The organism is Ensifer sp. R1-3, from assembly GCF_056739175.1.
The window spans coordinates 2,238,480-2,263,355 of record NZ_CP096515.1 but is presented as its reverse complement, the minus strand read 5'-3'; the positions used below and the strand labels follow the sequence as shown (position 1 = coordinate 2,263,355).

Here is a 24,876-nt window from a genome sequence, read left to right as displayed (position 1 = left end):
GGGATCGGATCAGACGCGTTCGATGATCGTGGCGGTGCCCATGCCGGCGCCGATGCAGAGCGTCACCAGCGCCGTGTTGAGGTCGCGGCGCTCCAGCTCGTCGAGCACGGTGCCGAGGATCATCGCCCCGGTCGCGCCGAGCGGATGGCCCATGGCGATCGCGCCGCCATTGACGTTGATCTTATCGTGCGGGATGTCGAAAGCCTGGCAGTAGCGCAGCACGACGGCCGCGAAGGCCTCATTGAGCTCGAACAGGTCGATGTCGGAGAGCTTCATGTCGGCCCGCTTCAGGAGCTTCTCGGTGACGTCGACCGGCCCGGTCAGCATCAGGGCCGGGTCGGAGCCGATATTGGCGAAGGCGCGGATGCGGGCGCGGGGTTTGAGCCCCATGGCTTCGCCGCCGGCCTTGGAGCCGATGAGCACGGCAGCGGCGCCATCGACGATGCCGGAGGAATTGCCGGCGTGGTGGACATAGTTTATGCGCTCGATCTCCGGATGCGCCTGGATGCCGACGGCCTCGAAGCCGCCCATCTCGCCGGGCATCTGGAAGGAAGGGTTGAGCGAGGCCAGTGCCTGCATGTCGGTGCCGGGGCGCATATGCTCGTCGCGGTCGAGAATGACCAGGCCGTTCTGGTCCTTGACCGGGACGACCGAGTTCTTGAAATAGCCCTTCTCCCAGGCATTGGCGGCGCGCTTCTGGCTTTCCACCGCATAGGCGTCGACGTCGTCGCGCGAGAAACCGTATTTCGTGGCGATCAGGTCGGCCGAAACGCCCTGCGGCATGAAATAGGCGGGCAGGTTGACCGAGGGGTCCATGAACCAGGCGCCGCCCGACATGCCCAGGCCGACGCGGGACATCGACTCGACGCCGCCGGCGATCACGATGTCGTCCGCTCCTTGGGCGATCTTCGCGGCGCCGAAATTGACCGCGTCGAGGCCGGAGGCGCAGAAGCGGGAGATCTGCATGCCGGGCGCACGCGTCGAATAGCCGGCCTCGAAGGCTGCAGCTTTCGGGATGACCGCACCCGCATCCATGACCGGGTCGACGCAACCCATGATGACGTCGTCGACCGTCGAAGTGTCGAGCCCGTTGCGATCGCGCACGGCCTCGAGCACCTTGGCGGCGAGCCGCACGGAGGGCACCTCGTGCAGCGCGCCGTCCTTCTTGCCACGGCCGCGCGGCGTGCGCACGTGGTCGTAAACGAAGACTTTCGTCATCTCTTGATCTCCCTTTCGGCGGCGTTTCCTCGGGCCGCGCATTATCAATCGGAGCGGGATTCGGGCGGAAGCCGCTTCTCGCTTTCGATCCGGCTCCAGTCTGAAATCAGAACGCGGCCGCGTCCAGCGCCATCATCGTGTCGGCGCCGGTTTCGATACGGATCTTGCGCAACTCCGTTTCAGGCAGGATGCGCTCCATGAAGAACCTCGCCGTGATCAGCTTGTTCTTGAGATAGTCCGCGCGTTGCGTTTCGCCAGCGGCAAGCTTCTCCTCCGCCGTCTTCGCCATCCGCGCCCACATATAGCCGAGGACGACGAGGCCGAAGAGATGCATATAGTCGGTAGAGCCGGCTCCGGCATTGTCGGGCTTGGCCATGGCATTCTGCATGAACCACATCGTCGCGGCCTGCAGGTCGTTCAGCCCTTTCTTCAAGGCCTTGGTGTAGCCCGAGAGCTTTTCGTCGCCGCGGTTCTCCTCGCAGAAGTCGCCGATCTCCTTGAACAGAGCCATGACGGCGCGGCCGCCGTTCATCGCGAGCTTGCGGCCGACAAGGTCGAGCGCCTGGATGCCGTTGGCACCCTCGTAGATCATGGCGATGCGGGCGTCGCGCACATACTGGCTCATACCGTGCTCTTCGATATAGCCGTGGCCGCCGAAGACCTGCTGCGCCATCACCGCATGATCGAAGCCCTTGTCCGTCAGCACGCCCTTGAGGATCGGCGTCATCAGACTGAGGATGTCGTCCGCCGTCTGGCGCTCCTCTTCGCTGTCTGAACGATGGGCGATGTCCGACTTCAGCGCCGTCCAGAGCGTGAAGGCGCGGCCGCCTTCGTTGAAGGCCCTGATCGTCATCAGCGTGCGGCGGATGTCCGGATGGACGATGATCGGATCGGCCTTCTTGTCCGGCGCCTTGGGGCCGGAGAGGGAGCGGCCCTGGATGCGTTCGCGCGCGTAGCTCGCAGCATTCTGATAGGCGACTTCGGCGATCGAAAGCCCCTGCATGCCGACGGCAAGCCTGGCCTCGTTCATCATCACGAACATGGCGCTGAGGCCCTTGTTCTCCGTGCCGATCAGGTAGCCGGTCGCCTCGTCATAATTCATGACGCAGGTCGCGTTGCCGTGGATGCCCATCTTGTGTTCGATCGCGCCGCAGGAAACGCCGTTGCGTTCGCCCGGCTCGCCGCTGGCGTCGAGCTTGAATTTCGGCACGATGAAGAGCGAGATGCCCTTTACACCATCAGGCGCGCCCTCGATGCGGGCCAGCACCAGGTGGACGACATTCTCCGCCATGTCGTGCTCGCCGGCGGAGATGAAGATCTTCTGGCCGGAGATCCTGTAGGAGCCGTCGCCGTTCGGAGCGGCCTTGGTGCGCAGCAGGCCCAGGTCGGTGCCGCAATGGGGCTCCGTGAGGTTCATCGTGCCGGTCCAGGTGCCGTCGACCATTTTGGGCAGATAGGCCCGCTTCTGTTCCTCGGAACCATGCACCAGGATCGCCGCGATCGCCCCCTGCGTCAGGCCCGGATACATCATAAGCGACATGTTGGCCGCGGACATGAATTCGCCGACGGCGGTGTGGAGCGTGTAGGGCAGGCCCTGGCCGCCGAATTCTTCCGGGGCGGCAAGGCCAAGCCAGCCGCCTTCGCGATAAAGGTCGTAGGCTTCCTTGAAGCCCTTGGGTACGGTGACGGAGCCGTCCTCGTGACGCTTGCAGCCCTCCTGGTCGCCGGAAAGATTGATCGGGAAGAGGACCTCTTCTGCGAGCTTTGCGGCCTCGCCGAGGATCGCGGCCGTCATGTCCGGCGTCACATCAGCAAAGCCGGGGAGATTGTGGTAGCGCTCGATGCCGAGCACGTCGTTGAGGATGAACAGGGTGTCGTCGACCGGAGCCTTGTAGATGGGCATGCTTTTCCTCGCCTTGATGTCCTTTCGGGCCGCGCCGCACGGCAGACCCGCTTCCCACTGTGTCGAGCGCGCACCCGTGGCGGTGTGCGACTTGAACGGATGCTATCGAATTTTGACGTTTGCGTAAACGTCAAAATTCCCGCGAAGCGAAAGTTTCGCTCCTGCCTCCCGCCGCCCCAAGTGACCATCGGGCAGGAGATGGCGGCGGACCGGGCGACAATAAATCGTTAAAAATCGGATCGGTTAACGGCTTATTTACCACGTTTAATGAATTGTGCGCTTTGAGATGGTCAAAGCTGCAACCGGTCCCGTCTTTGCATTGTTGCGGCTTTGCCCACATCGGCGGTGCCGCCGAAGTTGGGGCGATAGCCGGGGAAGCCCGGGCTCCTTCGGCGGCTTCGGTGACGGTCGAATTTATAGGGCCAAAGCGACACAGGGGCGAAGAGGCAATGAACGGATCGCGATCCACTTCTCAGCGCATGGGCAGCCCGTCCTATGGCGACCGGCCGTCGCTCGATGCCCTGAACCGCACCATCGAAGGGCTCGAAGCGCGCATCGAGGGGCTCATGAGCAGCGTCAGCCGCGAGACGCGGCAGCCCGAGCGGCCGCGTCCGGCCCCGAGCGAAGCGGTCTCCGAGATCATCGACCGCCAGCGGGCGCTCAATGCGGCGCGCGAGCGGTCGCCGCTGCGCGAACGCGCTGCGCCGAGCGAATCCGACCGCCTCGCTCCGACCCGCCTCGCGGCAGAGGCACGCTACCAGCCTCCTCAGGCAGCAGCCGCGCCATCGGGACGCTCTTCGGCTGCAGCGGATATCGCCGAGGCGCTGGTCGGTCTGAGGCATGAGCTGAAGCGCGACCTCGATGACGGCCTCTCCCGCGAGATGCATGCGCTGCGGTCGGAAATCCGGGGCATAAAGGCCGAAGCCGCCCAGGACCGCCGTTTCGCCGAGGACGTGCGGCACGATATCGAGCGGCTTTCGGCCGGCATCAAGGAACTTGGCCGGCAGGCTTCGCCCGCCGAGGCCGATGCGCTCAGGATCGAATTCGATGACCTGAGGTCAATGCTCGAAGGCCTCGCTCGCGAAGACAGCATGCGCCGCATGGAAAACCGCTGGACCGGCGTCGAGGACCGGCTGAACGCCTTCGACCAGAACCGCGACGATGAGCTGGTCGCGCTCGCCTACCGGCTCGACGAGATCAAGGCGCAGATCAATTCCCTGGACAGGGGCGCCGGAGTCGAGGTCCTCGAGAGCAAGCTTGTCGCGGTCGCCCAGGCGATCGAGATGCTCGGACGCCAGATCCAGCCGGACGAGAGGCGCCTGGCCCCGCAATTCGCCGATCTCGACAGGCGGCTCGATGAGATCAGCCGGGCGATCGCCGCCGGCAGCCGTAATGTGGCCGGCACCGACGGTTCATTCGTTGATCGTCTGGAGAACAGGCTCGGCGATCTGTCCCGGCAGATCGACACCCTCTCCAATCCCGTCGATTCCGGCCTCGGCGCGCGGATCGAGGCGCTGGCAGCTCGCGTAGAGGACCTTGCCGGCGAGAAGGCGGCGGCCCGATTGGAAGAGCGCCTGGACCAGCTTTCCGCGGTGCTGGAGCACAATCGGCCAGGCGCGGAGCCGGATCTTACAGATCGTCTTGCCGACATTTCCCGGAAGATCGAAGCCCTCTCGGGCGACAGCATCACCGATGCATTGGCTGAGCGCCTCGACGATCTCGCCCGCCGTATCGATGGGCTTGCGGGCAATGTCGAGCCCTCGGCGGACACGCGCTTCGATCGCCTCGAGGATCGCTTGGCAGGTATCGCCCAGCGCCTGGAGGAGACGCATGCCGCGCCCTTCGACGACCGGCAGGCGCTGCGCAATCTCGAAGCTCAGATCGGAAATCTCTCGACGCTGATCAGCCAGTCCCACGGTGAGACGGCAGGCGTGCCCGCGGAATTCGAGAGCCGCATGAATACGCTGGAAGACTATCTCGCGACCAGCGACGAGTATATTATCGAGGCTGCCCGGCAGGCCGCGGAAGCGGTGATGGAGGCATATTCCAGAAACACCGCACCGCAGATGGCGGCGAGTACCGACATGGCGGCCATCTCGGCGCTCGCCGAGGATCTGCGTACATTGGAGGAACTCAGCCGTTCGAGCGACGAACGGACCGCGCGCACCTTCGAGGCGCTGCATGAAACGCTCGTCCATATCGCCGAGAAACTGGAGCGGCTGGAAGAGCGGGAGCCTCCGGCTTCTCATGCTCCGATGCCCAAGGCTGCGCCCCTCGAAGCCGCGGGCACTTTGACGAAGGCGGAACGCGACGAGGACGTGGAACGCGCGGCACACGCGCTCGCGGCCGAAAGCGAAACCTCCATCCACGCACCGGTGGCGGCCGCGGCTGAGGCGAATGATGCCGCCGAAGTCGCAATGGTCGAAGACGGCGAGATCAAGGTGGAGGCCCGTGCGGCGAAGACGGGCCTGCTTGCCGGTCTGACCCGGCGCTTCGCGCCGAAGCAGAACGAGGGAATGCCGATCCAGGCGCGGCAGATGGTCGAGCCCGCCCCCTCGATCGACCCCTCCGAAATGCTCGCTCCCGAGGATGCCAATCAGCTCCTCGAGCCCGGCTCCGGCGTGCCGGACGTCAAGAAGATCCTCGAGCGCGTCCGTGCCGGTCAGATTGCCCGTGGCGCGCAGGAGGCGAACGAGGGCGAAAAGGCGGACTTCATCGCTGCCGCGCGGCGCGCGGCGCAGCTGGCCGTCGAGGAATCCGATACGCTCAACCGCGTCAAGGAAAGCAAGGCGCCATCCGCCGTCGGCGGCGCGCTCGCCCGCCACCGCCGTCCGATCCTGATTGCGGTCGGCGCCGTGCTGCTCGCGATCATGTCCTATCCGCTCGTCAGCACGGTGCTGAAAGGCAAGGAGGCCCCGAGCGCTCCGCCGGTTGCAGCGATCGAGCGCAGGGCAGAGGTTGCGGAGCCGAAGGCCGCCGTCGACCGCGTCGTCCAAACGGCAGCTACCGCGAAGATTGGGGAAGAGCCTAGGGCTCCTGCCGGTGCGGAGAAGACGGATGCGCCGGCGATAGCGGCAAAACAACCGCCAACGCAGCCAGCCGCCGCCGAGGCCGGCAAGATTGACGAGGCCATTGGTGGCGTTGGCGACGGCCAGGCGGCCTTGATGCGGCCGGCGGAGGCGCAAACGCCTGGACCCATCTCGACCTTGCAGCCGTCTTCAGAAAGTTCAGCCGCTGAGCCGGCCAAGATGAGCGAGATCGTTCTGCCGGAGGGCTTCGGACCGCCCGCGCTCGTAACCGCGGCCAAGGGCGGCGACCCTCTCGCCTTCTACGAAATAGGCGCCCGCTTCACGGAAGGGCGGGGTGTCGGGGAAGATCGGGCGGAAGCCGTCAAATGGTATCAGCGCGCCGCCGACGCCGGCGTGGTACCGGCCGAGTACCGGCTCGCCAACCTTTATGAGAAGGGCGCGGGCGTTCAGCGCGACGCAGCAAAGGCCAAGGCGCTCTATCTCAAGGCGGCTGCGGCCGGCAACGCCAGTGCGATCCATAATCTCGCCGTCATGCTCGCCGGCGGCCGGGACGGCGCGCCGGATCTCGCCGAAGCGGCCAAATGGTTCGAGAAAGCCGCCAATCTCGGCGTTCGCGACAGCCAGTTCAACCTCGCCGTCCTCTATGCGCGGGGCGACGGTCTGGCCCGAAATCTGGAAGATTCCTACAGATGGTTTGCTATCGCGGCCCGCGACGGTGACAAGGATGCGGCAGAAAAGCGCGATGAGATCGCCAAGGCGCTGAAGCCCGAGGAGCTTTCGAGTGCCAAGGCAAAAGTCGACGCCTGGAAGGCTCAGCCTCTCGACGCCGAGGCGAACACGGTGGAGGTTCCGGATGCCTGGGTCGGTCCACCGACCAAGACGGCCACCGTCGATATGACCAGAGCCGTTCGCAACATCCAGGCGATCCTCAACAATAACGGCTTCGATGCCGGCAAGCCGGACGGCCAGGTAGGCCAGAAGACGACTGCCGCCATCAAGGCCTTTCAGAAATCGGTCGGCCAGGAGCCGACCGGTGAGATCACCGATGGGCTGGTCCGGGAGCTTTTGAAGCGGAACAGCTGAACCGTTTGAGCGGTTCCGCGCATGTCGTGGTGCCATAAGGCCGCAGGCGTGCCTGCGGGGCCGCGCATGTCCCTGAAAAGGTTGACAGCTCTGGCCCGGGAGCGCATGAGAGAAAGTGTCGCCCGTTTCTCCCTCAGGGGCGCGAACGGTCCACCAATACATCCCCGTCCGTGGTTGATCATGTACCACTTCGAAGGATAGCGCCGTGCGCCTCTTCGGGCGCGTGAAGCTTGAGAATAGTGAAACATTGCACAATTCCTCAATTGTTTGCGGTTAGGAATTGTGGAGGAGCAATTTCCGCCCGCACTGCGGGCCGCTGGCATATCGAGGTGCGGCCGTGACGGTCTATCTGCCCATTGCTGAGTTGTCGGTGAACATCTTCATCATTCTCGGCATGGGCGCGGCCGTCGGCTTTCTGTCCGGCATGTTCGGCGTCGGCGGCGGGTTTCTGATCACGCCGCTCCTGATCTTCTACAATATTCCGCCCGTCGTGGCGGTGGCGACCGGCGCCAACCAGGTGGTCGCCTCGTCGATATCAGGGGCGATCGCCCATTTCCGCCGCGGCACCATCGATATCAAGCTCGGCACGGTGCTCCTGTGCGGCGGCCTTGTGGGCGCGACCGTCGGCGTCTGGCTGTTCTCGCTGCTCAGGAGCATCGGCCAGCTCGATCTGGTGATCTCGCTGCTTTACGTGGTACTTCTCGGCTCGGTCGGCGCGCTGATGCTGTGGGAGAGCATCGGCGCCATGCGCAAGGCGGCGAAGAACCAGCCGGCGCAGCTCAGGCGGCCCGGGCAGCACAATTGGATCCACGGCCTGCCGCTGAAGATGCGCTTCAAGAAGTCGAAGATCTATCTGAGTGTCATCCCCGTGGCGACGCTCGGCTTTTCCATCGGCGTGCTGACCTCGGTGATGGGCGTCGGCGGCGGCTTCATCATGGTGCCTGCCATGATCTATCTGTTGCGCATCCCGACCAGCGTCGTCGTGGGCACCTCGCTCTTCCAGATCGTCTTCGTCTCCGCCTATACGGTGATCGTCCAGGCCTCGACCAACTACACCGTCGACATCGTGCTGGCCTTCGTGCTGATGATCGCCGGCGTCATCGGTGCGCAATATGGCGTGCGCGTCGGCCAGCGGCTGCGCGGCGAGCAGCTCAGGGCACTGCTGGCGCTGCTCGTTCTCGCCGTCGGCATCCGCCTGGCGGTCGAGCTCGTCATACCGCCGAAGGACATTTACTCGGTCGTATCCGCGGCGGCAGGCTTCTGATGCGCTCGCTTCTCCTTCACTCGCTCGTCGCCCTGGTTCTCGCCGTCGCCACCCCGGCCGCAGCGCAGGTTCTGGAGCGCCAGGTCACCGACTTCACCGAGAAGCTCGAGATCGGCATCTCGACGGAAGAGATTGCCATCACCTCCGATTTCCGCGGCGCCGACCTGACGATCTTCGGCGCCATCGATGGTTTCGACCCCAGCCTCCTGGCGCAGGGCAAATACAATATCATCGTCGCGCTGGAAGGGCCGAAGGACAATGCGACGGTGCGAAAGAAGGAGCGGGTATTCGGTATCTGGGTCAATACCCAGTCGATGACCTTCGAGCTCGTGCCGGAGGCCTACTCGCTTTCGAGTACCCGCGCCATCGAGACGATCGCGCCGCGGCGCGACATCGCCAATATGGGCATCGGCGTCGACCACATGCGGCTGGTGCCGCTCGGCTTCGTCGGCGACGGCAGCACGCTCGGCGAGTTCCGCAACGCCTTCCGGAGGATTCGCGAGACGAGCGGCGTCTATCAGCGGGATCCGGGCGGGGTGCAGTTCATCAGTTCGAGCCTGTTCAAGGCCTCGGTGCGGCTGCCGGCCAACGTCCCGAACGGCATCCATGTCGTACGCGCCTATCTCTTCCGCGATGGCGTCTTCGTCGCCGCCAAGGCTCTTCCGCTCAGGGTGGTGAAGACCGGCCTCGAACAGGCGATTACCCGCGCCGCCCACGACCAGCCGGTGATCTACGGCCTCCTGGCCGTAACCCTCGCGGTCGTCACCGGCTGGGGTGCCAGCCTGCTCTTCCGCAAGGAGTGAGGGAGCCGGCAAACCGAGTTGGCGTTCCATTTTGCGTTATGGCGGTTTAAGGAAGCACGGGCATCGGCGGCAAACGATGCGAAACTTGAGGAAACCCCATGAAACCGATTTTCGTGCAACTGCAATGCGCCCCCGGCAAGACCTATGAGGTGGCCGACGAGATTTACCGCAAGGAGATCGTCTCGGAGATGTATTCGACCAGCGGTGACTATGATCTGCTTCTGAAGGTCTACGTCGAGGAAGGCCAGGACATCGGAAAGTTCATCAACGACAATATCGCCACGGTTCCCGGCATCTCTCGCTCGCTGACGACGCTGACTTTCAACGCGTTCTAGAGAGCGGGGTGAGGAAAAGTGTGGGCGGTTTTCCGCCCGCACCCCGCTCCAACCCTTTTTGAAACTACGCACTTCCGGACGGAAAACCGTTACACACTTTTCCTGGAAGTGCTCCAACCTCACCCGAGAAGGTTGGCGAAGCGCACCGAATAGATCCGGTCGCGGCCGAGCATGTGGGCGACGAGCTGCTGCCGGTCGAAGAGGCCGCTCATCTCACGGTGCCTGAGGTCGAGACCTCCCGTCGTGACCCCGAAAGCAGGCATGACGAGGCGCTTGCCGTCGGTCGCGAAGCAGGCGCGCCTCACCGATCTTTCCCGCCGCCTCACCGTCGCCGAGGGATGCAGGTGGCCGGCGATCTCGCCGATCCCGTCGCGTCTCGAAGGTTCGTGCCGGAAGACCAGGCCCGCGTGGCGGAGCTCGTCCATGGAGGCGCCGGGCAGCCCCTGTGCGCCGTCCGGATCATGATTGCCGTTGATCCATATCCATTCGCGGCCACAGGCCATGGCCGCGATCATCTGGCGGAAGGTTTCCGGCATTGCAGCCGATCCCTTCCGGTCGTGGAAATTGTCGCCGAGGCTGATGACCGTCGCGGGGTCGTGGCGGGCGATGACCGCATCCAATATCCGGAGCGTCGCAAGCGTATCGTAGGGAGGCAGCATCATGCCGCGTCGGGCAAAGGCGGAGCCTTTTTCGAGATGGAGGTCGGATACGACGAGCGTCCGGCTTTCGGGAAAGTAGAGACCGCCGAGCGGATCGCAGATCGCGGCGACTCCATTGATGGACGTGCGCGCGTGCAGGGATGGGTTGACGGCAGGTGATGTCGCGTAGATGAGCCGATGCATGGTCATTGCGGTGTTCTTGTGAGTGGGCGAGAAAGGCTTCTTACCCTAACCCTCTCCCCGCATGCGGGGAGAGGGGACGTGCCCCACGATACGCCGGTGAAAACGGTAGTGGCGGCGCTTGCCGCGGGTCCCTTCTCCCCGCCTGCGGGGAGAAGGTGCCGGCAGGCGGATGAGGGGCGCCGCGGAGGGGTTGGGCCGGGCTTCGGGAGGATTTTTTGCTCTCTCATAATTCTCTCTCATCCATCCGTACCGTGACCGCCCATCGCCTCGTTGATCAGATCGTCGGCCGCTTCCGTGAGCAGGAAGTCTTGTGCTTCTCCATGCACCGATTCCCGCCCGATCTCCAGCATGACCGGTATGGCGAGCGGCGAGATCTGATCGAGCCTGCGGTGGGTGATATGGCCCTTGATCCGCTTGAGCATTGAGCCGAGGCGGCCGATGTCCAAAAGTCCCGTGGCCGCATCGTTGCGCGTCGCCTCGAGGAGAATGTGATCCGGCTCGTGCGCGCGCAATACGTCGTAAATGAGGTCGGCGGAAACGGTGATCTGCCGCCCGGTCTTCTCCCTGCCGGGGTGGCGCTGCTCGATTAGTCCGGCGATGACCGCGCAATTGCGGAAGGTACGTTTCAGGAGGAAGGATTCGTTCAGCCACGCCTCCAGATCGTCGCCCAGCATATCCTCGTCGAAGAGCTGGCCGAGCGACGGCGCCCGCGCCCGGAACGCCGCGCCCATGTCGTCGAGCGCCCAGACGGCGAGCGAATAGTCGGTCGCGACGAAGCCGAGCGGCTTCAGGCCGGCACGGTCGAGACGGCGGGTAAGGAGCATGCCGAGCGTCTGGTGGGCGAGCCTGCCTTCGAAGGCGTAGATGACCATGTAGTGCCGGCTGCCCCGCGGGAAGGTCTCGATCAGGAGTTCGTCGTCGCGCGGAAGCATCGACACGTCGCCCTGCAGCGCTAGCCAGTCCCTGACCTGGTCGGGCAGACCGGCGCGGCGCGCCGGATCGGCGAGCATCTTTCTTACCTGTGCTGCGAGATAGGTGGAGAGCGGAAACTTGCCGCCGGCATAACTCGGCACCTTGGGATCGAAGGAAAACGCCTGCGAAACCAGGCACTCGTTCTCGCGGATGCCTTCGAAGCGCAGCACCTTGCCGGAAAAGAGGAAGGTGTCGCCCGGTGAAAGCATTTCGAGGAACGATTCCTCGACTTTGCCGAGCGACATGCCGCCGCGGCCAAGCGAACCGCGCTGGTTGCGCTTGACCATGCGGATGTTCAGCATCGGCGACTCGACGATCGTTCCGACATTCAGGCGGTATTGCTGCGCAACCATCGGGTTGGAGACCCGCCAGAGCCCGTCCTTCGTCTTTCGGATGCGGGCATAGCGCTCATAGGTGCGGAGGGCATAGCCGCCTGTGGCGACGAGATCGACGGCCCGCTCGAAGGTTTCCCAGGCAAGCCGGGCATAAGGCGCGGCGCTGATCACCTCTTCATAGAGTTCCAGCGCATCGAAAGGCTGCGCGCAGGCCATGCCGAGGATGTGCTGCGCCAGCACGTCGAGCGCACCCTTGCCGATCGACGGCGTGTCCTGAGCGCCGACGTAATTGGCGTCGAGCGCCGCCTGGCACTCCATGACCTCGAAACGGTTGGCCGGAACCAGGATGGCGCGGCTCGGTTCGTCCATGCGGTGGTTGGCGCGGCCGATGCGTTGCGCAAGCCGGCTTGCTCCCTTCGGCGCTCCGACATGGACGACCAGATCGACGTCGCCCCAGTCGATGCCGAGATCTAGGGTCGACGTGGCGACGACGGCGCGCAGACGGTTTTCGGCCATTGCCGCCTCGACCCTGCGGCGCTGGGCGACATCGAGAGAGCCGTGGTGCAGAGCGATCGGCAGATCGTCGTCGTTGATCTTCCAGAGTTCCTGGAACAGCATCTCGGCCTGGCTGCGGGTGTTGACGAAGAGCAGCGTCGTTCGGTGTTCCTTGATGGCGGCGTAGACGTCCGGGATTGCATAACGCGCCGAATGCCCGGCCCAAGGCACCTGGTTCTCGGTCCGCAGGATGGAGATCTCGGGCTTTGCGCCCCCGGAAACGGTGATCAGCCCCGCATGGTTCTCCTTGGCGAGAAATTGAGCGACCAGCCAGCGCTGCAGATCCATCGGATCGGCGACCGTAGCCGAAAGCCCCATCGTCTGGAGACGGGGCGCCAGGCGGCGCAGCCGCGCGAGGCCGAGCGATAGGAGATGGCCGCGCTTCGACATCACCAGCGAGTGCAGCTCGTCCAGAACCACATAGCGCAGGTCCTTGAAGAAGCGCTCCGCCTCGCCATTGGCCAGAAGCAGCGCGAGCTGCTCCGGTGTCGTGAGCAGTATGTCGGGCGGGTTGAGCTTCTGCCTCTGCCGCTTGCCCTGCGGCGTGTCGCCGGTACGGTTTTCGATACTCACCGGCAGCCCCATCTCGCCGACCGGTTTCATGAGGTTGCGCTCGATGTCGACGGCAAGCGCCTTGAGCGGCGAGATGTAGAGCGTGTGGATGCCGGTGAAGGGCGCGCCGGGCGGGATCCTGCCGCGCCTGGTGATGTCGACGAGCGAAGGCAGAAAGCCGGCGAGCGTTTTGCCGGCTCCGGTCGGCGCGATCAGAAGCGTGCTCTCGCCCGCCTCGGCGCGTGACAGAAGTTCGAGCTGATGGGCGCGCGGACGCCAACCCTTTTCGGCGAACCACCGGAGAAAGGGTGCCGGCAACGTCAGGGCGTCGCCTTCCGGCGACGGAGAATCGATCCTGTCCACGGAGAACAAAGGTAGATCAAACGCGGCAAAAGAGAAGCCGGCATTCTTCGTGCTGTTGCAAGGATTGACTCGAAACGCAAATCATGGATAAATTTTATCTACGATAGGAGGCGCAAATGAAACTCGGCGACGGCGTCGAACAGGCTATTCACAGCGTGACGATGCTGAGCTGTCTTCAGCCTGGCAGTACCCTGTCGGCCGCAGCGCTCGCCGAGTTCCACGGCGTCTCGACCAGTTACCTGCTGAAGCATCTGCAGGCGATGTCTGGGGCCGGACTGCTCGAGGCCGTGCCGGGGCCGAAGGGCGGCTACCGGCTTGCACGCGCGCCCGAGAAGATCACCCTGCTCGATATCGTCCTCGCGGTGGAGGGGCCGGAGCCGGCCTTTCGCTGCAACGAAATCCGCCTTCGCGGCCCCAATCCCTATTCCTGCAAGCCGGCCGCGCCGTGCACGATCAATGTCGCGATGCTCAGGGCCGAGCAGGCCTATCGCGCCGAACTCCGGCGCGTGACCATCGCCGCCATCATGGCCGACCTGAAAGCTATCGACCGCGACGGGGCGATCGCGGCGCGAACGAACGGTTTTCTCGCCCTTCATGAACGGAAATCGGGCAACGCCGCCTGATGTGAAACACCATCCAATCAGCCAGACAGGAGAAGATCATGCAGTCACGTGTGAATTTTGCGAAAGCCGCTCCGGACGCCTACAAGGCGGTCGCCGCGCTCGACAGCTATGTCAAAGGCTCGGGAATCGAGCCTCGCCTTATCCACCTGATCAAGCTGCGCGCATCGCAGATCAATGGCTGCGCCTATTGCGTGGACATGCACACCAAGGAGGCGCGCCACAGCGGCCTCAGTCAGCAATGGATCAACCTCGTCTGTGTCTGGCGCGAATCGCCGCATTTCGATGAGCGCGAACGGGCGGTCCTCGGCTGGACCGAGGCGCTGACCAATGTGGCGGAGACACGCGCGCCCGACGACGCCTATGAGGCGCTCAAGGCGCATTTCAACGAGGAGGAAATGACCAAGATCACCGTCGCGATCGGCGCCATCAACGTGTGGAACCGGCTGTGCGTCGGCTTCCGCGCCTTGCCCCCGATCGACGCGCCGGCCGTGGCGGCTTAGAGCGGGATGTTTTCCTGAAGCTCTGGGCGTTACAGCGCGATATAGCGGTCGGCGCGGTGGTTGATCGCCACGAAAAGGTTGAGGACGACTGCGCCGAGCACCGACCAGATGACGACCGTCGGCGTCGTCACGAAGAATGCTGCCGCGAGAACGACCAAGTCGATCGCGAGTTGCACCAGACCGGCGCGAATGCCGAAGCGCTCCTGCAGGTAGATGCCCAATATGCCGACGCCGCCGAGGCTCGCGCGGTGGCGGTAGAGCGCCAGGAGACCGTATCCGAGGAGAAGGCCGCCGATGAGAGCGGCCCAGCCGGGGTGGATCTGCCCGATCTCGAAGAGACGCGATTGCATGTCGGTCAGGAACGAGGTGAGCGCAATGGCAATGAAGGTCTTGAGCGTGAAGGCCGGACCGAGCCGCTTCAGCGACAGGTAGAAGAACGGCAGATTGAGCAGGAAGAAGGTGAGACCGAAATTCACGCCCGTGGCGTAATGCAAAAGAAAGGCGACGCCTGCGGTGCTGCCGGTCAGAAGTCCGGCACTCGCCAGGAAATAGAGACCGAGGGCGGCGACAAGGCTGCCCGAAAAGACGCCTTGAACGTCCTCCACGGGCGTGTGCCGTGTGGGACTGGTATTCCAGAGACCGAAAACGCTGCTTGCCTGTGCCATGGCTGACCCTCAGATCGCGATGGCATCACCATTGCTGCAGCGCACAAAAAATACAAGCAAAATATGTAAGCAATGCTGACCTATTTTCGCCGCCCGGTCGGGGCTGCATCAAGCCGGCTTGCAGGCGAGGAACAATATCCCGGCGACGGGCTCGCCGGCATCCCTGCGGATGATCGTGCGCTCGGTCGCGATCATGGACAGGCCGCTCTCTTTGCAGAGGGAGGCGATATAGGCTTCCGGATGCGCGTAGCGCAGCGACGGACGCAGCACGAAGCCGTCGGCCCCGCATGCATCCTCGACGGAAAACGCGAAGAGCCCGCCCGGTGCGAGCAGGCGGTCGGCGATGACGAAGACACCTTCGAGATTGCCGAGATACATCAGCACGTCCGCCGCGCTGACGAGATCGGCACGCCGATGCTCCAGCGCGCCGAACACGCCCGAATCCTCCGGAGCCAATGAAAGGTCCGCCTGGGCGAGGCGGTCATAGACACCCTTGGCTTCGGCCTTGGCGAGCATATTGGCGGAAAGATCGAAACCCTCGAGGAAATCGGCGCGATCGCGGATACGCTCGCCGAAGAGCCCGGTGCCGCAGCCGAGATCGGTGACGTGGCGAAACCGCCCGCCGCCGTTCACCCGGCCGATCACGGCCGCAAGCTTCTCCGGGACGCTGTAGCCGAGCTTTTCGACGAGCGCGTGGTCGAAGCGCTCGGCATAGTCGTCGAAAAGGCGCTCGACGTAAACGCTCGGCGGCTGTTCGGGCGTCTCGGTAGCGCCGAGCAAAGCGAGCTTGAGGCTGGCGCCGAAGATGTCTTCCGGATTGAGCCGAAGCGTATTGCGCAGCGCGTCGACGGCTGCCTCTATTCGGCCCGATTTCTCTTCATAGTCCGCCAGCCGGAACCAGCCGGCCGCCCAGTCCGGGGCAAGCTCCAACGCCTGGGCCATGAGTTCCGCCGCACCTGGCGCATCGCCCGCTTCCGCAAGCATCTTCGCGTAGTCGGCGCGGCGGTCGGCGATCAGGTCGCCGGAGGAGAGCTGGTTGAAGGTCATGGAGATGCGGCTTGGTTGCGATGGACGCTTCTGACGCCGGAAAAGGCAAAATACAAGCGGATTCTGGAAGCGGCACCTGGGACCGTCATGCCTTGCACGCTTGGGAATGGCGGCTTATGTGAAGGGAAACAGGAGAAGTTCTCGCTGATGTCGGACGGAATAAATAAATTTTTGGGGGACTCGCCGCTACGCGTGCTCGTCAAGCTGCTGGTGGTGTCGATCCTGGTCGGCTTCGTGATGACGGTCTTCGACTGGTATCCGGCCGATATCTATTACGGTATCCGCAACTTCCTCCTCGATCTCTGGCGGACCGGATTCGCGGCTCTCGGACGGGTGGGCGACTACCTGCTCCTCGGCGCGGTCGTGGTCATTCCGCTCTTCATCATTCTGCGTCTCTTCAGCTATCGACGGTAAGCATGCACGACCAGATCTTTGTCGCCCGCAGACGGCTGCTTCTGCGTGCCGGTGCCGTGGTTTCCCTCGGCTTGATCACCGGCTGCACCACCTCGAACCTTCTTTCTCCGGACGGCGGTACGGGCAGCGATCAGACCGACGCGACGCTCGGCTACGTCAACACGCTGCGCAAGGGCAGGGGCCTTCCTGCGCTTTCCGGCGATCCGGTCGCTTCCGTTGCGGCCATGCATCAGGCGGCACGCATGGCGAGCGCGGGCAAGATGCGGCACAATATCGGCTGGCGGGACAGTTTCTATGATCGGATGAAGGGGCAGGGCGTCACGCTGCCGGCCGCCGAAAACATCGCCGTGGGTCAAAAGGACGCCGAGCGCGCCTACGATGCCTGGTTCAATTCTCCGAAGCATCTCGAAAACATGCTCGGCAATTACCGGGGGCTCGGCGTCGCCGTGGCGCAGAATTCCGCTTCCGGAAACCGCCCCTATTGGGCCATGGTGCTCTGCAGCTGAGCTGATTCCCGGGTGACCTACGGAATCGGACCGTAGGGACAGGATCATGACGGCCACGCAAAGCCTCGAGCGCGACACGAACAATCCAGAAGCCGGACCTTTCCTGGTCACCAACCGGCTTATCTTCTCGATCGCCCTGCCGATGACGCTCGGCTTCCTGACGACGCCGCTGCTCGGCCTCGTCGACACGGCCGTCGTCGGCCGGCTCGGTCAGGCGGAACTGCTCGCAGGTCTCGCGGTCGGCGCGGTGATGTTCGACCTCATCTTCACCACCTTCAATTTCCTGCGTGCCGCAACCACGGGTCTCGTCGCGCAGGCCTATGGCCGTGGAGACCGGCGCGAGCAGCAGGCGGTCTTCTGGCGTTCGCTCATGATCGCGCTCGTTACCGGCGCCGCCATCGTGCTTATATCGCCCATCCTGCTTTCCGCCGGTCTCTGGCTCATGGGGCCCGGTCCGGAAGTTGCGGAGGTGACGCGCACCTATTTCCTCTATCGCATCCTCTCCGGCCCGGCCGCCCTCGCCAACTACGCCATCCTCGGATTCGTGCTCGGGCGCGGCGAGGGCACTCTCGGCCTGATGCTGCAGACGCTGATCAATGGCACCAATATCGTGCTTTCGATCCTGCTCGGCCTCTTCCTCGGCTGGGGCGTGGCCGGCGTCGCGATCGGCACCGTGGCGGGGGAGGTGATCGGCGCGCTTGCGGGTTTTGCAATCGTCTACGGCCGTTTCGACAGCAAGGACGCGCCCGGTTGGGCGATGATATTTGCGCGCGACCGCCTCAAGAAATTATTCGGCCTCAACCGCGATATCATGATCCGCTCCTTCGCCCTTCTGGCCGCCTTCACGCTCGTGACCCGGATCGGTACGTCCTTCGGGCCGGTGACGCTTGCGGCGAACGCAGTGCTGATGACGATCTTCCTTGTGGCCGGCTATTATCTCGACGGGCTCGCCACCGCAGCCGAGCAACTGACGGGCCGGTCGATCGGTGCCGGCTATCGCCCGGCTTTCGACCGGGTTCTGCGGATGACTGCCCTTTGGTCGCTCGGCCTCGCCGCATTGACCACGCTCGCGCTGCTCGCTTTCGGCAACGCCGTGGTGAACATGCTGACGACTGCGCCGGACGTGCGCGCGCTCGCCTATGAATACATGCCGTGGGCGGCCGTGACGGCGCTGACCGGCGCACTCGCCTTCCTGATGGACGGCGTCTTCATCGGTGCCGGCTGGTCGCGCGACATGCGCAACATGATGCTGGCTGCCTTCATCGGCTACGTGGCGGCGCTTGCCGTGCTCGTCCCTGCCTTCGGCAATCACGGTCTCTGGGCCGGGCTCAACCTGTTCCTGCTGCTGCGCGGCGCTTTCCTGCTGCTGATGATACCGCGCCGGGCGGCTCAGACGTTCCGGCCGCTCCAGTAGTCGAGCCGGCTGTCGCGTATGTCGCGGATCGAGGCAAGTTTCTCGCGCTCGCAAAGGGCCGAGAGGCCGCGCACGATCCGGCCCGGCAATCCCGGTCCCTCATAGACCATGCAGGAGTAAAGCTGGACGAGATCGGCTCCGGCGCGGATCTTTTCCGCTGCGGTTTCCGCCGAGCACACGCCGCCGACCCCGATGATCGGCAAGTGCGGTCCCACCCGCTTGCGCATCCGGGCGAGCACCGCCGTCGATTTCTCGAAGAGCGGTTTTCCGGAAAGGCCGCCGGTTTCGTTGGCCTGACGCCGGTCTTTCAGACCCTCGCGCGAAAGCGTCGTGTTGGAAACGATCAGCCCGTCCAGACCATGCGCCAGCACCTCGGCTGCGATGTCGTCCATGCCCTCTTCGGTCAGGTCCGGAGCGATCTTGAGGAAGACCGGGACCTGCCGCCCGCCTTTTCGCGCCTCATCGTCCCGGGCGGCAAGCACGGCCGAAAGCAGCGCCGAGAGACTCTCGCGCGCCTGCAGGTCGCGCAGGCCCGGCGTGTTGGGCGAGGAGATGTTGGCGGTGAAATAGCGCGCGACCGCGTAGAAGGTTCGGATGCCTGTCACATAGTCGGCGATCCGGTCGGCGCTGTCCTTGTTGGCGCCGATATTGACGCCGATCAGCGCCTCGCGCGAGCAGGCCTTGAGCCGCGCCAGCGCCGCCCCGTGCCCCTCGTTGTTAAAGCCGAGCCGGTTGATCACCGCCTCATCCTCGACGAGCCGGAAGAGCCGCGGCTTGTCGTTGCCCGCCTGTGGCCTCGGCGTCACCGTGCCGATCTCGGTAAAGCCGAAGCCGATCTTCAGCAGCGCTTCCGGGACTTCGGCGTTCTTGTCGTAGCCGGCAGCCATGCCGATCGGGTTGGAAAAAACGAGGCCCGCCACGGTTTGCCCGAGCCGGGGGTCGGCCGGCGCGGCGCAGCTCGGCACCAGGCCGCTCTTCAGCGCCTTGATCGAAAGGCCGTGTGCAGCTTCCGGGTCGAAGAGGAAAAGGCCGCGCCGTGCGAGGTGCTCCAACTGGCCGATCATGGGGCGAGTTCCGGGAAGCTGTGCTGACCGTCCGGCCGCAGCGGCAGGGGCTTCTCCCACAATACGGCTTCAAGCGGAAGCGGAGCGTAAAGATGCGGAAACAGCGCGCCGCCGCGGGAGGGCTCATAAACGAGTTTGTCGCCCAGCGCCGTCGCGTCGACCGCAACGAGCAGCAGGTCGTCCTGACCCTCGAAATGCCTGGCGGCCGTTTCGACGACCTGGTCCCCGGTCGAAAAATGAATGAACCCGTCGGCGAGATCGACGGGGGCGCCTGCAAACGCGCCGGTCCGTCGCGCTTCCTGCCATAGAAGTGCCGGAACGATCTTGTATATGGTAGCGTTCATCTTTGTTCGCTTATCCGTCGTGAGCATGAGTGATGGCCTTGCCGCAAATATCGGCGCCTGTCCACCGCACAGCATGAGATCGAGGCGGATTTTCCGTAAGCACTCAACGGAGAGAACGTCATGAGACAGGCAGTCGCAATACTCGCAGTCGGGTTGGGCTTCGGTCTCATTGCCCCGGCGGCTGCGCAGGAAGCCTCGCCCGGCCGCTACAGCATGCAGAAGTCGGAAACCGGATTAGCCCGGCTCGACACCGAGACCGGCGAGGTCACCTTGTGCCAGGAAAAGGGCGGGGAGCTCATCTGCAGGATGGCGGCCGACGAGAGAGCCGCATTCGAGCGCGAACTCGATCTCCTCACCAGTCGCATCGAAGCGCTTGAAAAGGCCGTGGAAAGCGGTGAAACCGCGGCCGAACCGGCGCTTCCCGACGATGAAGAGATTGACCGGGCAATGAGCATCATGGAAAGAATGATGCGCAAGTTCATGGGAATCGTGAAGGAATTCGAGGACAAGGGCAGCGATTCCGCCGACGAGGGTGAGAATCTGCCGCAGAAGACCTGAGAACGAAGCCGTGGCGTGCCGGAGGACGCGCGTCGCGCATGTTTCCCTGAAACAGGGATCATTTGGGAATAAGATGATGCGGCGGATCCACAGCGCGAGGCTGCAGGATCGCGGCCGAGGCTCTTGGGAGGGAGCGTCATCATGCCGGAAATGACCATCATCATCGCCGACGACCACCCGCTCTTCCGCGGCGCAATGCGCCAGGCGCTGAGTGGCATGGCGGGCGCACCGGCCATCGTCGAGGCCGGCGATTTTGCCGCTGCGCGCAGGGCTGCGGCCGACAATCCGGACGCCGATCTGATGCTGCTCGACCTGACCATGCCCGGCGTCAGCGGGCTTTCGGGGCTGATCGCGCTGCGTGCCGAGTTTCCGAGCCTGCCCGTGATGATCGTCTCGGCCCATGACGATCCGGCGACCATCCATCGCGCGCTCGATCTGGGCGCCGCAGGGTTCCTGTCCAAATCGGCCGGTATCGAGGAAATCCGCGAAGGCATCGCAAAGGTGATGGCCGGCGAGGTGTTCGTCCCGCCCGGTTACGACCAGAACCAGGAATACGAGCCGGAAGTCGCCGACCTGCTGCATCGGCTGCAGACGCTGACGCCGCAGCAGTCCCGCGTCCTCTCGATGCTGGCCGAGGGGCTGCTCAACAAGCAGATCGCCTATGAACTCGGCGTCTCCGAGGCGACGATCAAGGCGCATGTCTCGGCGATCCTCCTGAAGCTCAACGTCGACAGCCGTACACAGGCGGTGATCCAGCTATCGAAGCTGGGGACGGTCGCGGCGGCCTGAGTCGGCCGCTCCTGGGATTTGCGATTTTTGCCCCTCATCCCGCTGCCTCGCAGACGGTTAGAGTGCGCCGGGAGTTCGCAGCTTGTCCCTTCGCCCCGCCTGCGGGGAGAAGGTGGCCGGCAGGCCGGATGAGGGGCAATCCCGAACGGTAAGCCACTTTATTCCGCCGCCGCGCGTCCCGCCGCGGCAAGCTGGGTGAGCCAGGCGCGCAGAGCCGCCGGGCGGACGGGCTTGTGCTGCAGCGAGACGCCGTCCCGTTCGGCGGCGCCGCGCACCTCGGGCGAACGGTCGGCCGTTACCATGAGGGCGGGGATACTCTCCTGCCAGAGGCCGCGGATCGCGGCGATCGCCTCGACACCGGTGCCATCGCCGAGGTGATAGTCGGCGATGATCGCGTCGGGACGCACGCCCAGCCTGCCGGGCGCCATTTCAGTGCAGGCGGCGAGCGACTCGGCGGTCATCACGCTGCAGCCCCAACCGCCGAGCAGCAGGGCCATGCCTTCGAGGATCTTCGGCTCGTTGTCGATGCAGATGACGTTGAGCCCGGCCAGTGCTTCGCTCGTTTTCGCCGCTGCGACGGATTGCGGTTTCAGCCTGCCGCCGGCGCTCTTGTCGAGCGGCACGGTGACCTTGAAGCCGGTGCCCTTTCCCGGCTTCGATTGCAGGCCGACCGGGTGATTGAGAACCCGCGAGATGCGGTCGACGATGGAGAGACCGAGGCCGAGCCCCGACGCGGTTCGCGCACCTTCTTCAAGGCGCGCGAATTCCTTGAAGACGGTGCGGAATTTCGATGATGGAATGCCGATACCCGAATCGAGAACTTCGATCGTCGCCGTCTGCCCGTGCCGGCGCACGCCGACCAGCACCTTGCCCCGAAGTGTGTATTTTATGGCGTTCGATACGAGGTTCTGGACGAGGCGCCTGAGCAGGTTCGGATCGCTGCGCGCCGCGAGCGATGTCGGCATGATGACGAGTTCGATATCCTTCGCCCTCGCCATCGGCGCGAAATCCGTCTCGATCCGCCTGAGCAAGTCGTCGAGCGGTACGGACTGCAGGCGCGGCTTCATCGCGCCGGTGTCGAGCCGCGAAATGTCGAGCACGGCGCCGAGGATGGCTTCCACCGATTCGAGCGAGGAATCGATGTTCTGCACCAGCGCCCGGTTGTCGGAATCGCCCAGTCGCTCGACCAGCGACGACGAGTAGAGCCGCGCCGCGTTCAAGGGCTGCAGGATGTCGTGACCGGCAGCGGCGAAGAAGCGGGTCTTGCCGATGTTCGCCTCCTCGGCGGCCGCTCTTGCCTCGCCCAGTTCGCGGTTGACGCGTGTGAGTTCTCCCGTCCGCTCGGCGACGCGCAATTCCAGCGTTTCATTCGCCTGTTTGAGCGCCATGTCGGCCGCGACGCGCTGGGTTATGTCGGTGTAGGTCGTGACGATGCCCTTGTCGGGCATGGCATTGCTTCTGACTTCGAGGATGCGGGCGCCGCCGGCAAGTTCGAGCAGGAAGGGCTTGTCGAGCGTCAGGAAGTTGGCGATCAGCGCCTTCTCCTCATCCTTGCGGACATCCCCGCGGCGGGCAAGGATGGCGACGATGTCGGCCAGCGGAAAGCCCACCTGTCCGGCGGCCTCGGGGAGATCCATGAGTTCTCGGAAACGGCGGTTCCAGATGATGAGATTGTTGGCGTTGTCGAAGACGGCAATGCCCTGGTCCATCTGCGAGAGCGCCGTATGCAGCATGTCCTGGTTGTATTGGAGCGCCTCGCTCGCCTGGTCGAGCAGCCAGGCGGTGTCGGAGGAGGTGTCGTCCATGCGCTGCAGGACAAGCGAAAGGACGAGCCGGGCGGAGGACGAGCCGATTGCGCTTCCGAGCAATTGTTCCGAGAAGTGGACAAGCGCCATGTCGGCGGAGGCGTGGTCGTCGAGCCAGCGGCCGGATTGCTGTTCATAGGTATGGAAGGAGCGCTGCATGCGCTCCTCGCCCATGTAACGGCCGATCGTCGTCTTGAGGTCGCGCACCGTCACCTTGGTCTTGCGCCCGCGGAAGGTCCGCTCGGTGCGTGAGCGGCGGGTGATGAAGACGCCCGCCTGGAAGCGCTCCAGGGGTTTGGGCGCGCGCGTCAGCGAACCCACGATATAGGCCGCGACATTGACGAGCATGCTGAGAGCCGTCGCATTCACCAGCGGGTCTGACTGCGCGCCGGAGAAGAGATCGGTGAAGGGCAGCAGGAAGCTGAGCACCGTGGAGGCGATGTGAGAATTGTCCGGCCCGCCGAGGCTCGGCAGGAAAAGGACATAGGCCCAGACGAGAAAGCCGCTGACCATCCCCGCGATCGCGCCGCGGGCATTGGCCTGCCGCCAGACGAGACCGCCGAGGAGCGCCGGCGCCATCTGCGCGATGGCGGCGAAGGAGAGCAGCCCGAGCGAGGCGAGGCCGGCGCTGATGTCGGCGGCGCGATAATAGCCGTAGCCGAGGAAAAGAACGACGAAGATCGCCGTGCGGCGGATATTGAGGAGCGTACCGGCCATGTCCTCCTGGAGAGAACCGCGGGTGCCGAGCCTGCGGCGCAGGAATACCGGCATGACGATGTCGTTCGAGACCATGATCGAGAGCGCGACCGAAGCGACGATGACCATGGCGGTCGCTGCGGAGAAGCCGCCGATGAAGGTGAAGAGCGTGACGAGCGGCACGTCGCCGGCAAGCGGCAGTGCCAGAAGATAGAGATCCGCATTGCCGGAGCCGGAGAAGGTCAGGATGCCGGCGATCGCGATCGGCAGGACGAAGGCGTTGATTGCGATCAGATAAAGCGGGAAGAGGATGCCGGCCGTGCGCAGTTCGTTATCGGTGCGGTTTTCCACGACCGTCACGTGGAACTGCCGGGGAAGCATGATGATACCGAAGGCGGAAAGCGCGATCATCAGAATCCAGCGCGCGACCGGCGTCTGGTATTCGAGGGCGGCGATCACGGTGGCGCTTTGCTGCGCTTCTGCCCATAGATTCGCAGGCCCGCCGAACAGGACGAAGACGATATAGACGCCCACCGTGAGCATAGCCACGAGCTTGACGACCGATTCCATCGCGATCGCGAGGATCAGGCCGTCCTGGTGTTCCGTCGCATCCGTATGGCGCGTACCGAAGACGATCGCAAAACAGGCGAGAAAGAGTGTGACCAGAAGCGGCAGGTCGACGAAGTTCTCGCCCGAGCCTATGCCGTAATCGCTGGTGTCGATCATCGTGGCGACAGAACTCGACACTGCCTTGAGCTGCAATGCGATATAGGGAATGGCCCCGACGAGCGAGATCAGCGCGACGATTGCCGCAACGGCCGGGTTCTTGCCGTAGCGCGCAGCCACGAAATCGGCGACGGAGGTGAGCTTTTCGGTCTTGGCGAGCCGAACGATGCGGCGGATCAGCGGCATGCCGAGCGTGAACATCAGGATCGGGCCGATATAGATGCCGGTGAATTCGAGTCCGCGCTCCGCCGCAAGGCCGACGCCGCCGAAATAGGTCCAGGATGTGCAGTAGATTGCCAGGCTCAGCGCATAGACGAGCGGCCTGCCCTTCGCGGCAATCTCGTTGCGTCTGGCTCGCCGGTCGCCATAGCTTGCAACTGCGAAGAGCAGCAGCAGGTAGGCGAAGGCCGAGGCAAAAATGACCGAACCCGAAAGCATGCCTCACTCCTCCGCGGCCAGCATAGGGCAAGT

General features: G+C 64.3%; 20 protein-coding genes. 11 read left to right on the top strand and 9 right to left on the bottom strand.

Annotated elements, in window-relative coordinates; genetic code table 11:
* Positions 1–9 precede the first annotated feature (9 nt).
* Complete coding sequence (locus M1D43_RS10905; RefSeq protein ID WP_003530141.1) at positions 10–1,218, bottom strand: acetyl-CoA C-acetyltransferase; 1,209 nt, start codon at positions 1,216–1,218, stop codon at positions 10–12.
* A 106-nt stretch (positions 1,219–1,324) separates the two neighbouring features.
* Entirely contained in the window at positions 1,325–3,121 is a 1,797-nt protein-coding gene (locus M1D43_RS10900; protein WP_153313166.1) for an acyl-CoA dehydrogenase C-terminal domain-containing protein, read from the bottom strand.
* Between the two features lie 449 nt (positions 3,122–3,570).
* Here M1D43_RS10900 and M1D43_RS10895 point away from each other — a divergent pair, with 449 nt between their 5' ends.
* The 4 genes from M1D43_RS10895 to M1D43_RS10880 all read left to right on the top strand — a co-directional run bounded on the left by M1D43_RS10895 (position 3,571) and on the right by M1D43_RS10880 (position 9,635).
* The gene (locus tag M1D43_RS10895; RefSeq protein WP_153313165.1) at positions 3,571–7,233 is read left to right on the top strand and encodes a peptidoglycan-binding protein; all 3,663 of its coding nucleotides are present in this window, start codon (positions 3,571–3,573) and stop codon (positions 7,231–7,233) included.
* Between the two features lie 337 nt (positions 7,234–7,570).
* Positions 7,571–8,497, top strand: coding sequence for a sulfite exporter TauE/SafE family protein (locus M1D43_RS10890; protein ID WP_003530135.1), 927 nt, complete (start codon positions 7,571–7,573; stop codon positions 8,495–8,497).
* Positions 8,497–9,300 (top strand): TIGR02186 family protein, encoded by an 804-nt coding sequence (locus M1D43_RS10885; RefSeq protein WP_010968644.1) that lies wholly within the window; start codon positions 8,497–8,499, stop codon positions 9,298–9,300. The genes M1D43_RS10890 and M1D43_RS10885 overlap by 1 nt, the downstream gene beginning before the upstream one ends.
* A gap of 98 nt (positions 9,301–9,398) precedes the next feature.
* Positions 9,399–9,635 carry an Lrp/AsnC ligand binding domain-containing protein gene (locus M1D43_RS10880; RefSeq protein WP_003530131.1) on the top strand — a complete coding sequence of 79 codons (237 nt, stop codon included), beginning with the start codon at positions 9,399–9,401 and terminating at the stop codon, positions 9,633–9,635.
* A gap of 119 nt (positions 9,636–9,754) precedes the next feature.
* On the opposite strand, the gene pdeM is transcribed toward M1D43_RS10880, so the two are convergent.
* A complete protein-coding gene (pdeM, locus tag M1D43_RS10875; RefSeq protein WP_003530129.1) occupies positions 9,755–10,483 on the bottom strand; it encodes a ligase-associated DNA damage response endonuclease PdeM in 729 nt (242 codons plus the stop codon).
* A 230-nt stretch (positions 10,484–10,713) separates the two neighbouring features.
* Positions 10,714–13,263, bottom strand: a complete 2,550-nt coding sequence (locus M1D43_RS10870) for a ligase-associated DNA damage response DEXH box helicase (RefSeq protein ID WP_003530127.1) — start codon at positions 13,261–13,263, stop codon at positions 10,714–10,716.
* Positions 13,264–13,370: 107 nt separating this feature from the next.
* Here M1D43_RS10870 and M1D43_RS10865 point away from each other — a divergent pair, with 107 nt between their 5' ends.
* Together M1D43_RS10865 and M1D43_RS10860 are read left to right on the top strand one after the other, a co-directional pair.
* Entirely contained in the window at positions 13,371–13,877 is a 507-nt protein-coding gene (locus M1D43_RS10865; protein ID WP_003530125.1) for an Rrf2 family transcriptional regulator, read from the top strand.
* 38 nt (positions 13,878–13,915) lie between these two features.
* A complete protein-coding gene (locus M1D43_RS10860; RefSeq protein ID WP_003530123.1) occupies positions 13,916–14,377 on the top strand; it encodes a carboxymuconolactone decarboxylase family protein in 462 nt (153 codons plus the stop codon).
* Positions 14,378–14,406: 29 nt separating this feature from the next.
* Here M1D43_RS10860 and M1D43_RS10855 read toward each other — a convergent pair whose 3' ends face one another.
* Positions 14,407–15,042 (bottom strand): YitT family protein, encoded by a 636-nt coding sequence (locus M1D43_RS10855; RefSeq protein ID WP_003530121.1) that lies wholly within the window; start codon positions 15,040–15,042, stop codon positions 14,407–14,409.
* 108 nt (positions 15,043–15,150) lie between these two features.
* Positions 15,151–16,089 (bottom strand): class I SAM-dependent methyltransferase, encoded by a 939-nt coding sequence (locus tag M1D43_RS10850; RefSeq protein WP_153313164.1) that lies wholly within the window; start codon positions 16,087–16,089, stop codon positions 15,151–15,153.
* A 147-nt stretch (positions 16,090–16,236) separates the two neighbouring features.
* On the opposite strand from M1D43_RS10850, the gene M1D43_RS10845 reads away from it, so the two are divergent.
* Genes M1D43_RS10845 through M1D43_RS10835 form a run of 3 tightly spaced genes read left to right on the top strand, consistent with a single transcriptional unit; the run spans position 16,237 to position 18,423 of the window.
* Positions 16,237–16,503, top strand: a complete 267-nt coding sequence (locus M1D43_RS10845; protein WP_003530117.1) for a DUF6460 domain-containing protein — start codon at positions 16,237–16,239, stop codon at positions 16,501–16,503.
* Positions 16,504–16,505: 2 nt separating this feature from the next.
* Complete coding sequence (locus M1D43_RS10840) at positions 16,506–17,009, top strand: CAP domain-containing protein (RefSeq protein WP_013843933.1); 504 nt, start codon at positions 16,506–16,508, stop codon at positions 17,007–17,009.
* Between the two features lie 46 nt (positions 17,010–17,055).
* A complete protein-coding gene (locus M1D43_RS10835; RefSeq protein WP_153313163.1) occupies positions 17,056–18,423 on the top strand; it encodes an MATE family efflux transporter in 1,368 nt (455 codons plus the stop codon).
* Here M1D43_RS10835 and M1D43_RS10830 read toward each other — a convergent pair.
* Together M1D43_RS10830 and M1D43_RS10825 are read right to left on the bottom strand one after the other, a co-directional pair.
* Positions 18,399–19,487: a quinone-dependent dihydroorotate dehydrogenase gene (locus M1D43_RS10830; protein ID WP_153313162.1), complete on the bottom strand. Its 1,089-nt coding sequence runs from the start codon at positions 19,485–19,487 to the stop codon at positions 18,399–18,401. The genes M1D43_RS10835 and M1D43_RS10830 overlap by 25 nt on opposite strands.
* The gene (locus M1D43_RS10825) at positions 19,484–19,831 is read right to left on the bottom strand and encodes a DUF952 domain-containing protein (protein WP_010968652.1); all 348 of its coding nucleotides are present in this window, start codon (positions 19,829–19,831) and stop codon (positions 19,484–19,486) included. Before M1D43_RS10825 ends, M1D43_RS10830 begins: the two co-directional genes overlap by 4 nt.
* Before the next feature lie 120 nt (positions 19,832–19,951).
* Between M1D43_RS10825 and M1D43_RS10820 the strand changes: the two genes are divergently transcribed.
* Both M1D43_RS10820 and M1D43_RS10815 read left to right on the top strand, forming a co-directional pair.
* Positions 19,952–20,389, top strand: a complete 438-nt coding sequence (locus M1D43_RS10820; RefSeq protein WP_013843935.1) for a hypothetical protein — start codon at positions 19,952–19,954, stop codon at positions 20,387–20,389.
* Positions 20,390–20,530: 141 nt separating this feature from the next.
* The gene (locus M1D43_RS10815) at positions 20,531–21,178 is read left to right on the top strand and encodes a response regulator (protein ID WP_003530107.1); all 648 of its coding nucleotides are present in this window, start codon (positions 20,531–20,533) and stop codon (positions 21,176–21,178) included.
* A 158-nt stretch (positions 21,179–21,336) separates the two neighbouring features.
* Here the strand turns inward: M1D43_RS10815 and M1D43_RS10810 are convergent, their stop codons facing one another.
* Positions 21,337–24,843, bottom strand: coding sequence for a hybrid sensor histidine kinase/response regulator (locus tag M1D43_RS10810; RefSeq protein WP_153313161.1), 3,507 nt, complete (start codon positions 24,841–24,843; stop codon positions 21,337–21,339).
* Between the last annotated feature and the right edge of the window lie 33 nt (positions 24,844–24,876).

Bases quoted from the DNA above. Each gene is read 5' to 3' on its own strand.
- M1D43_RS10905 (WP_003530141.1), bottom strand. From the start codon at position 1,218: ATGACGAAAGTCTTCGTTTACGACCACGTGCGCACGCCGCGCGGCCGT.
- M1D43_RS10900 (WP_153313166.1), bottom strand. From the start codon at position 3,121: ATGCCCATCTACAAGGCTCCGGTCGACGACACCCTGTTCATCCTCAAC.
- M1D43_RS10895 (WP_153313165.1), top strand. From the start codon at position 3,571: ATGAACGGATCGCGATCCACTTCTCAGCGCATGGGCAGCCCGTCCTAT.
- M1D43_RS10885 (WP_010968644.1), top strand. From the start codon at position 8,497: ATGCGCTCGCTTCTCCTTCACTCGCTCGTCGCCCTGGTTCTCGCCGTC.
- M1D43_RS10880 (WP_003530131.1), top strand. From the start codon at position 9,399: ATGAAACCGATTTTCGTGCAACTGCAATGCGCCCCCGGCAAGACCTAT.
- pdeM (WP_003530129.1), bottom strand. From the start codon at position 10,483: ATGACCATGCATCGGCTCATCTACGCGACATCACCTGCCGTCAACCCA.
- M1D43_RS10865 (WP_003530125.1), top strand. From the start codon at position 13,371: ATGAAACTCGGCGACGGCGTCGAACAGGCTATTCACAGCGTGACGATG.
- M1D43_RS10860 (WP_003530123.1), top strand. From the start codon at position 13,916: ATGCAGTCACGTGTGAATTTTGCGAAAGCCGCTCCGGACGCCTACAAG.
- M1D43_RS10855 (WP_003530121.1), bottom strand. From the start codon at position 15,042: ATGGCACAGGCAAGCAGCGTTTTCGGTCTCTGGAATACCAGTCCCACA.
- M1D43_RS10850 (WP_153313164.1), bottom strand. From the start codon at position 16,089: ATGACCTTCAACCAGCTCTCCTCCGGCGACCTGATCGCCGACCGCCGC.
- M1D43_RS10845 (WP_003530117.1), top strand. From the start codon at position 16,237: ATGTCGGACGGAATAAATAAATTTTTGGGGGACTCGCCGCTACGCGTG.
- M1D43_RS10840 (WP_013843933.1), top strand. From the start codon at position 16,506: ATGCACGACCAGATCTTTGTCGCCCGCAGACGGCTGCTTCTGCGTGCC.
- M1D43_RS10835 (WP_153313163.1), top strand. From the start codon at position 17,056: ATGACGGCCACGCAAAGCCTCGAGCGCGACACGAACAATCCAGAAGCC.
- M1D43_RS10830 (WP_153313162.1), bottom strand. From the start codon at position 19,487: ATGATCGGCCAGTTGGAGCACCTCGCACGGCGCGGCCTTTTCCTCTTC.
- M1D43_RS10825 (WP_010968652.1), bottom strand. From the start codon at position 19,831: ATGAACGCTACCATATACAAGATCGTTCCGGCACTTCTATGGCAGGAA.
- M1D43_RS10820 (WP_013843935.1), top strand. From the start codon at position 19,952: ATGAGACAGGCAGTCGCAATACTCGCAGTCGGGTTGGGCTTCGGTCTC.
- M1D43_RS10815 (WP_003530107.1), top strand. From the start codon at position 20,531: ATGCCGGAAATGACCATCATCATCGCCGACGACCACCCGCTCTTCCGC.
- M1D43_RS10810 (WP_153313161.1), bottom strand. From the start codon at position 24,843: ATGCTTTCGGGTTCGGTCATTTTTGCCTCGGCCTTCGCCTACCTGCTG.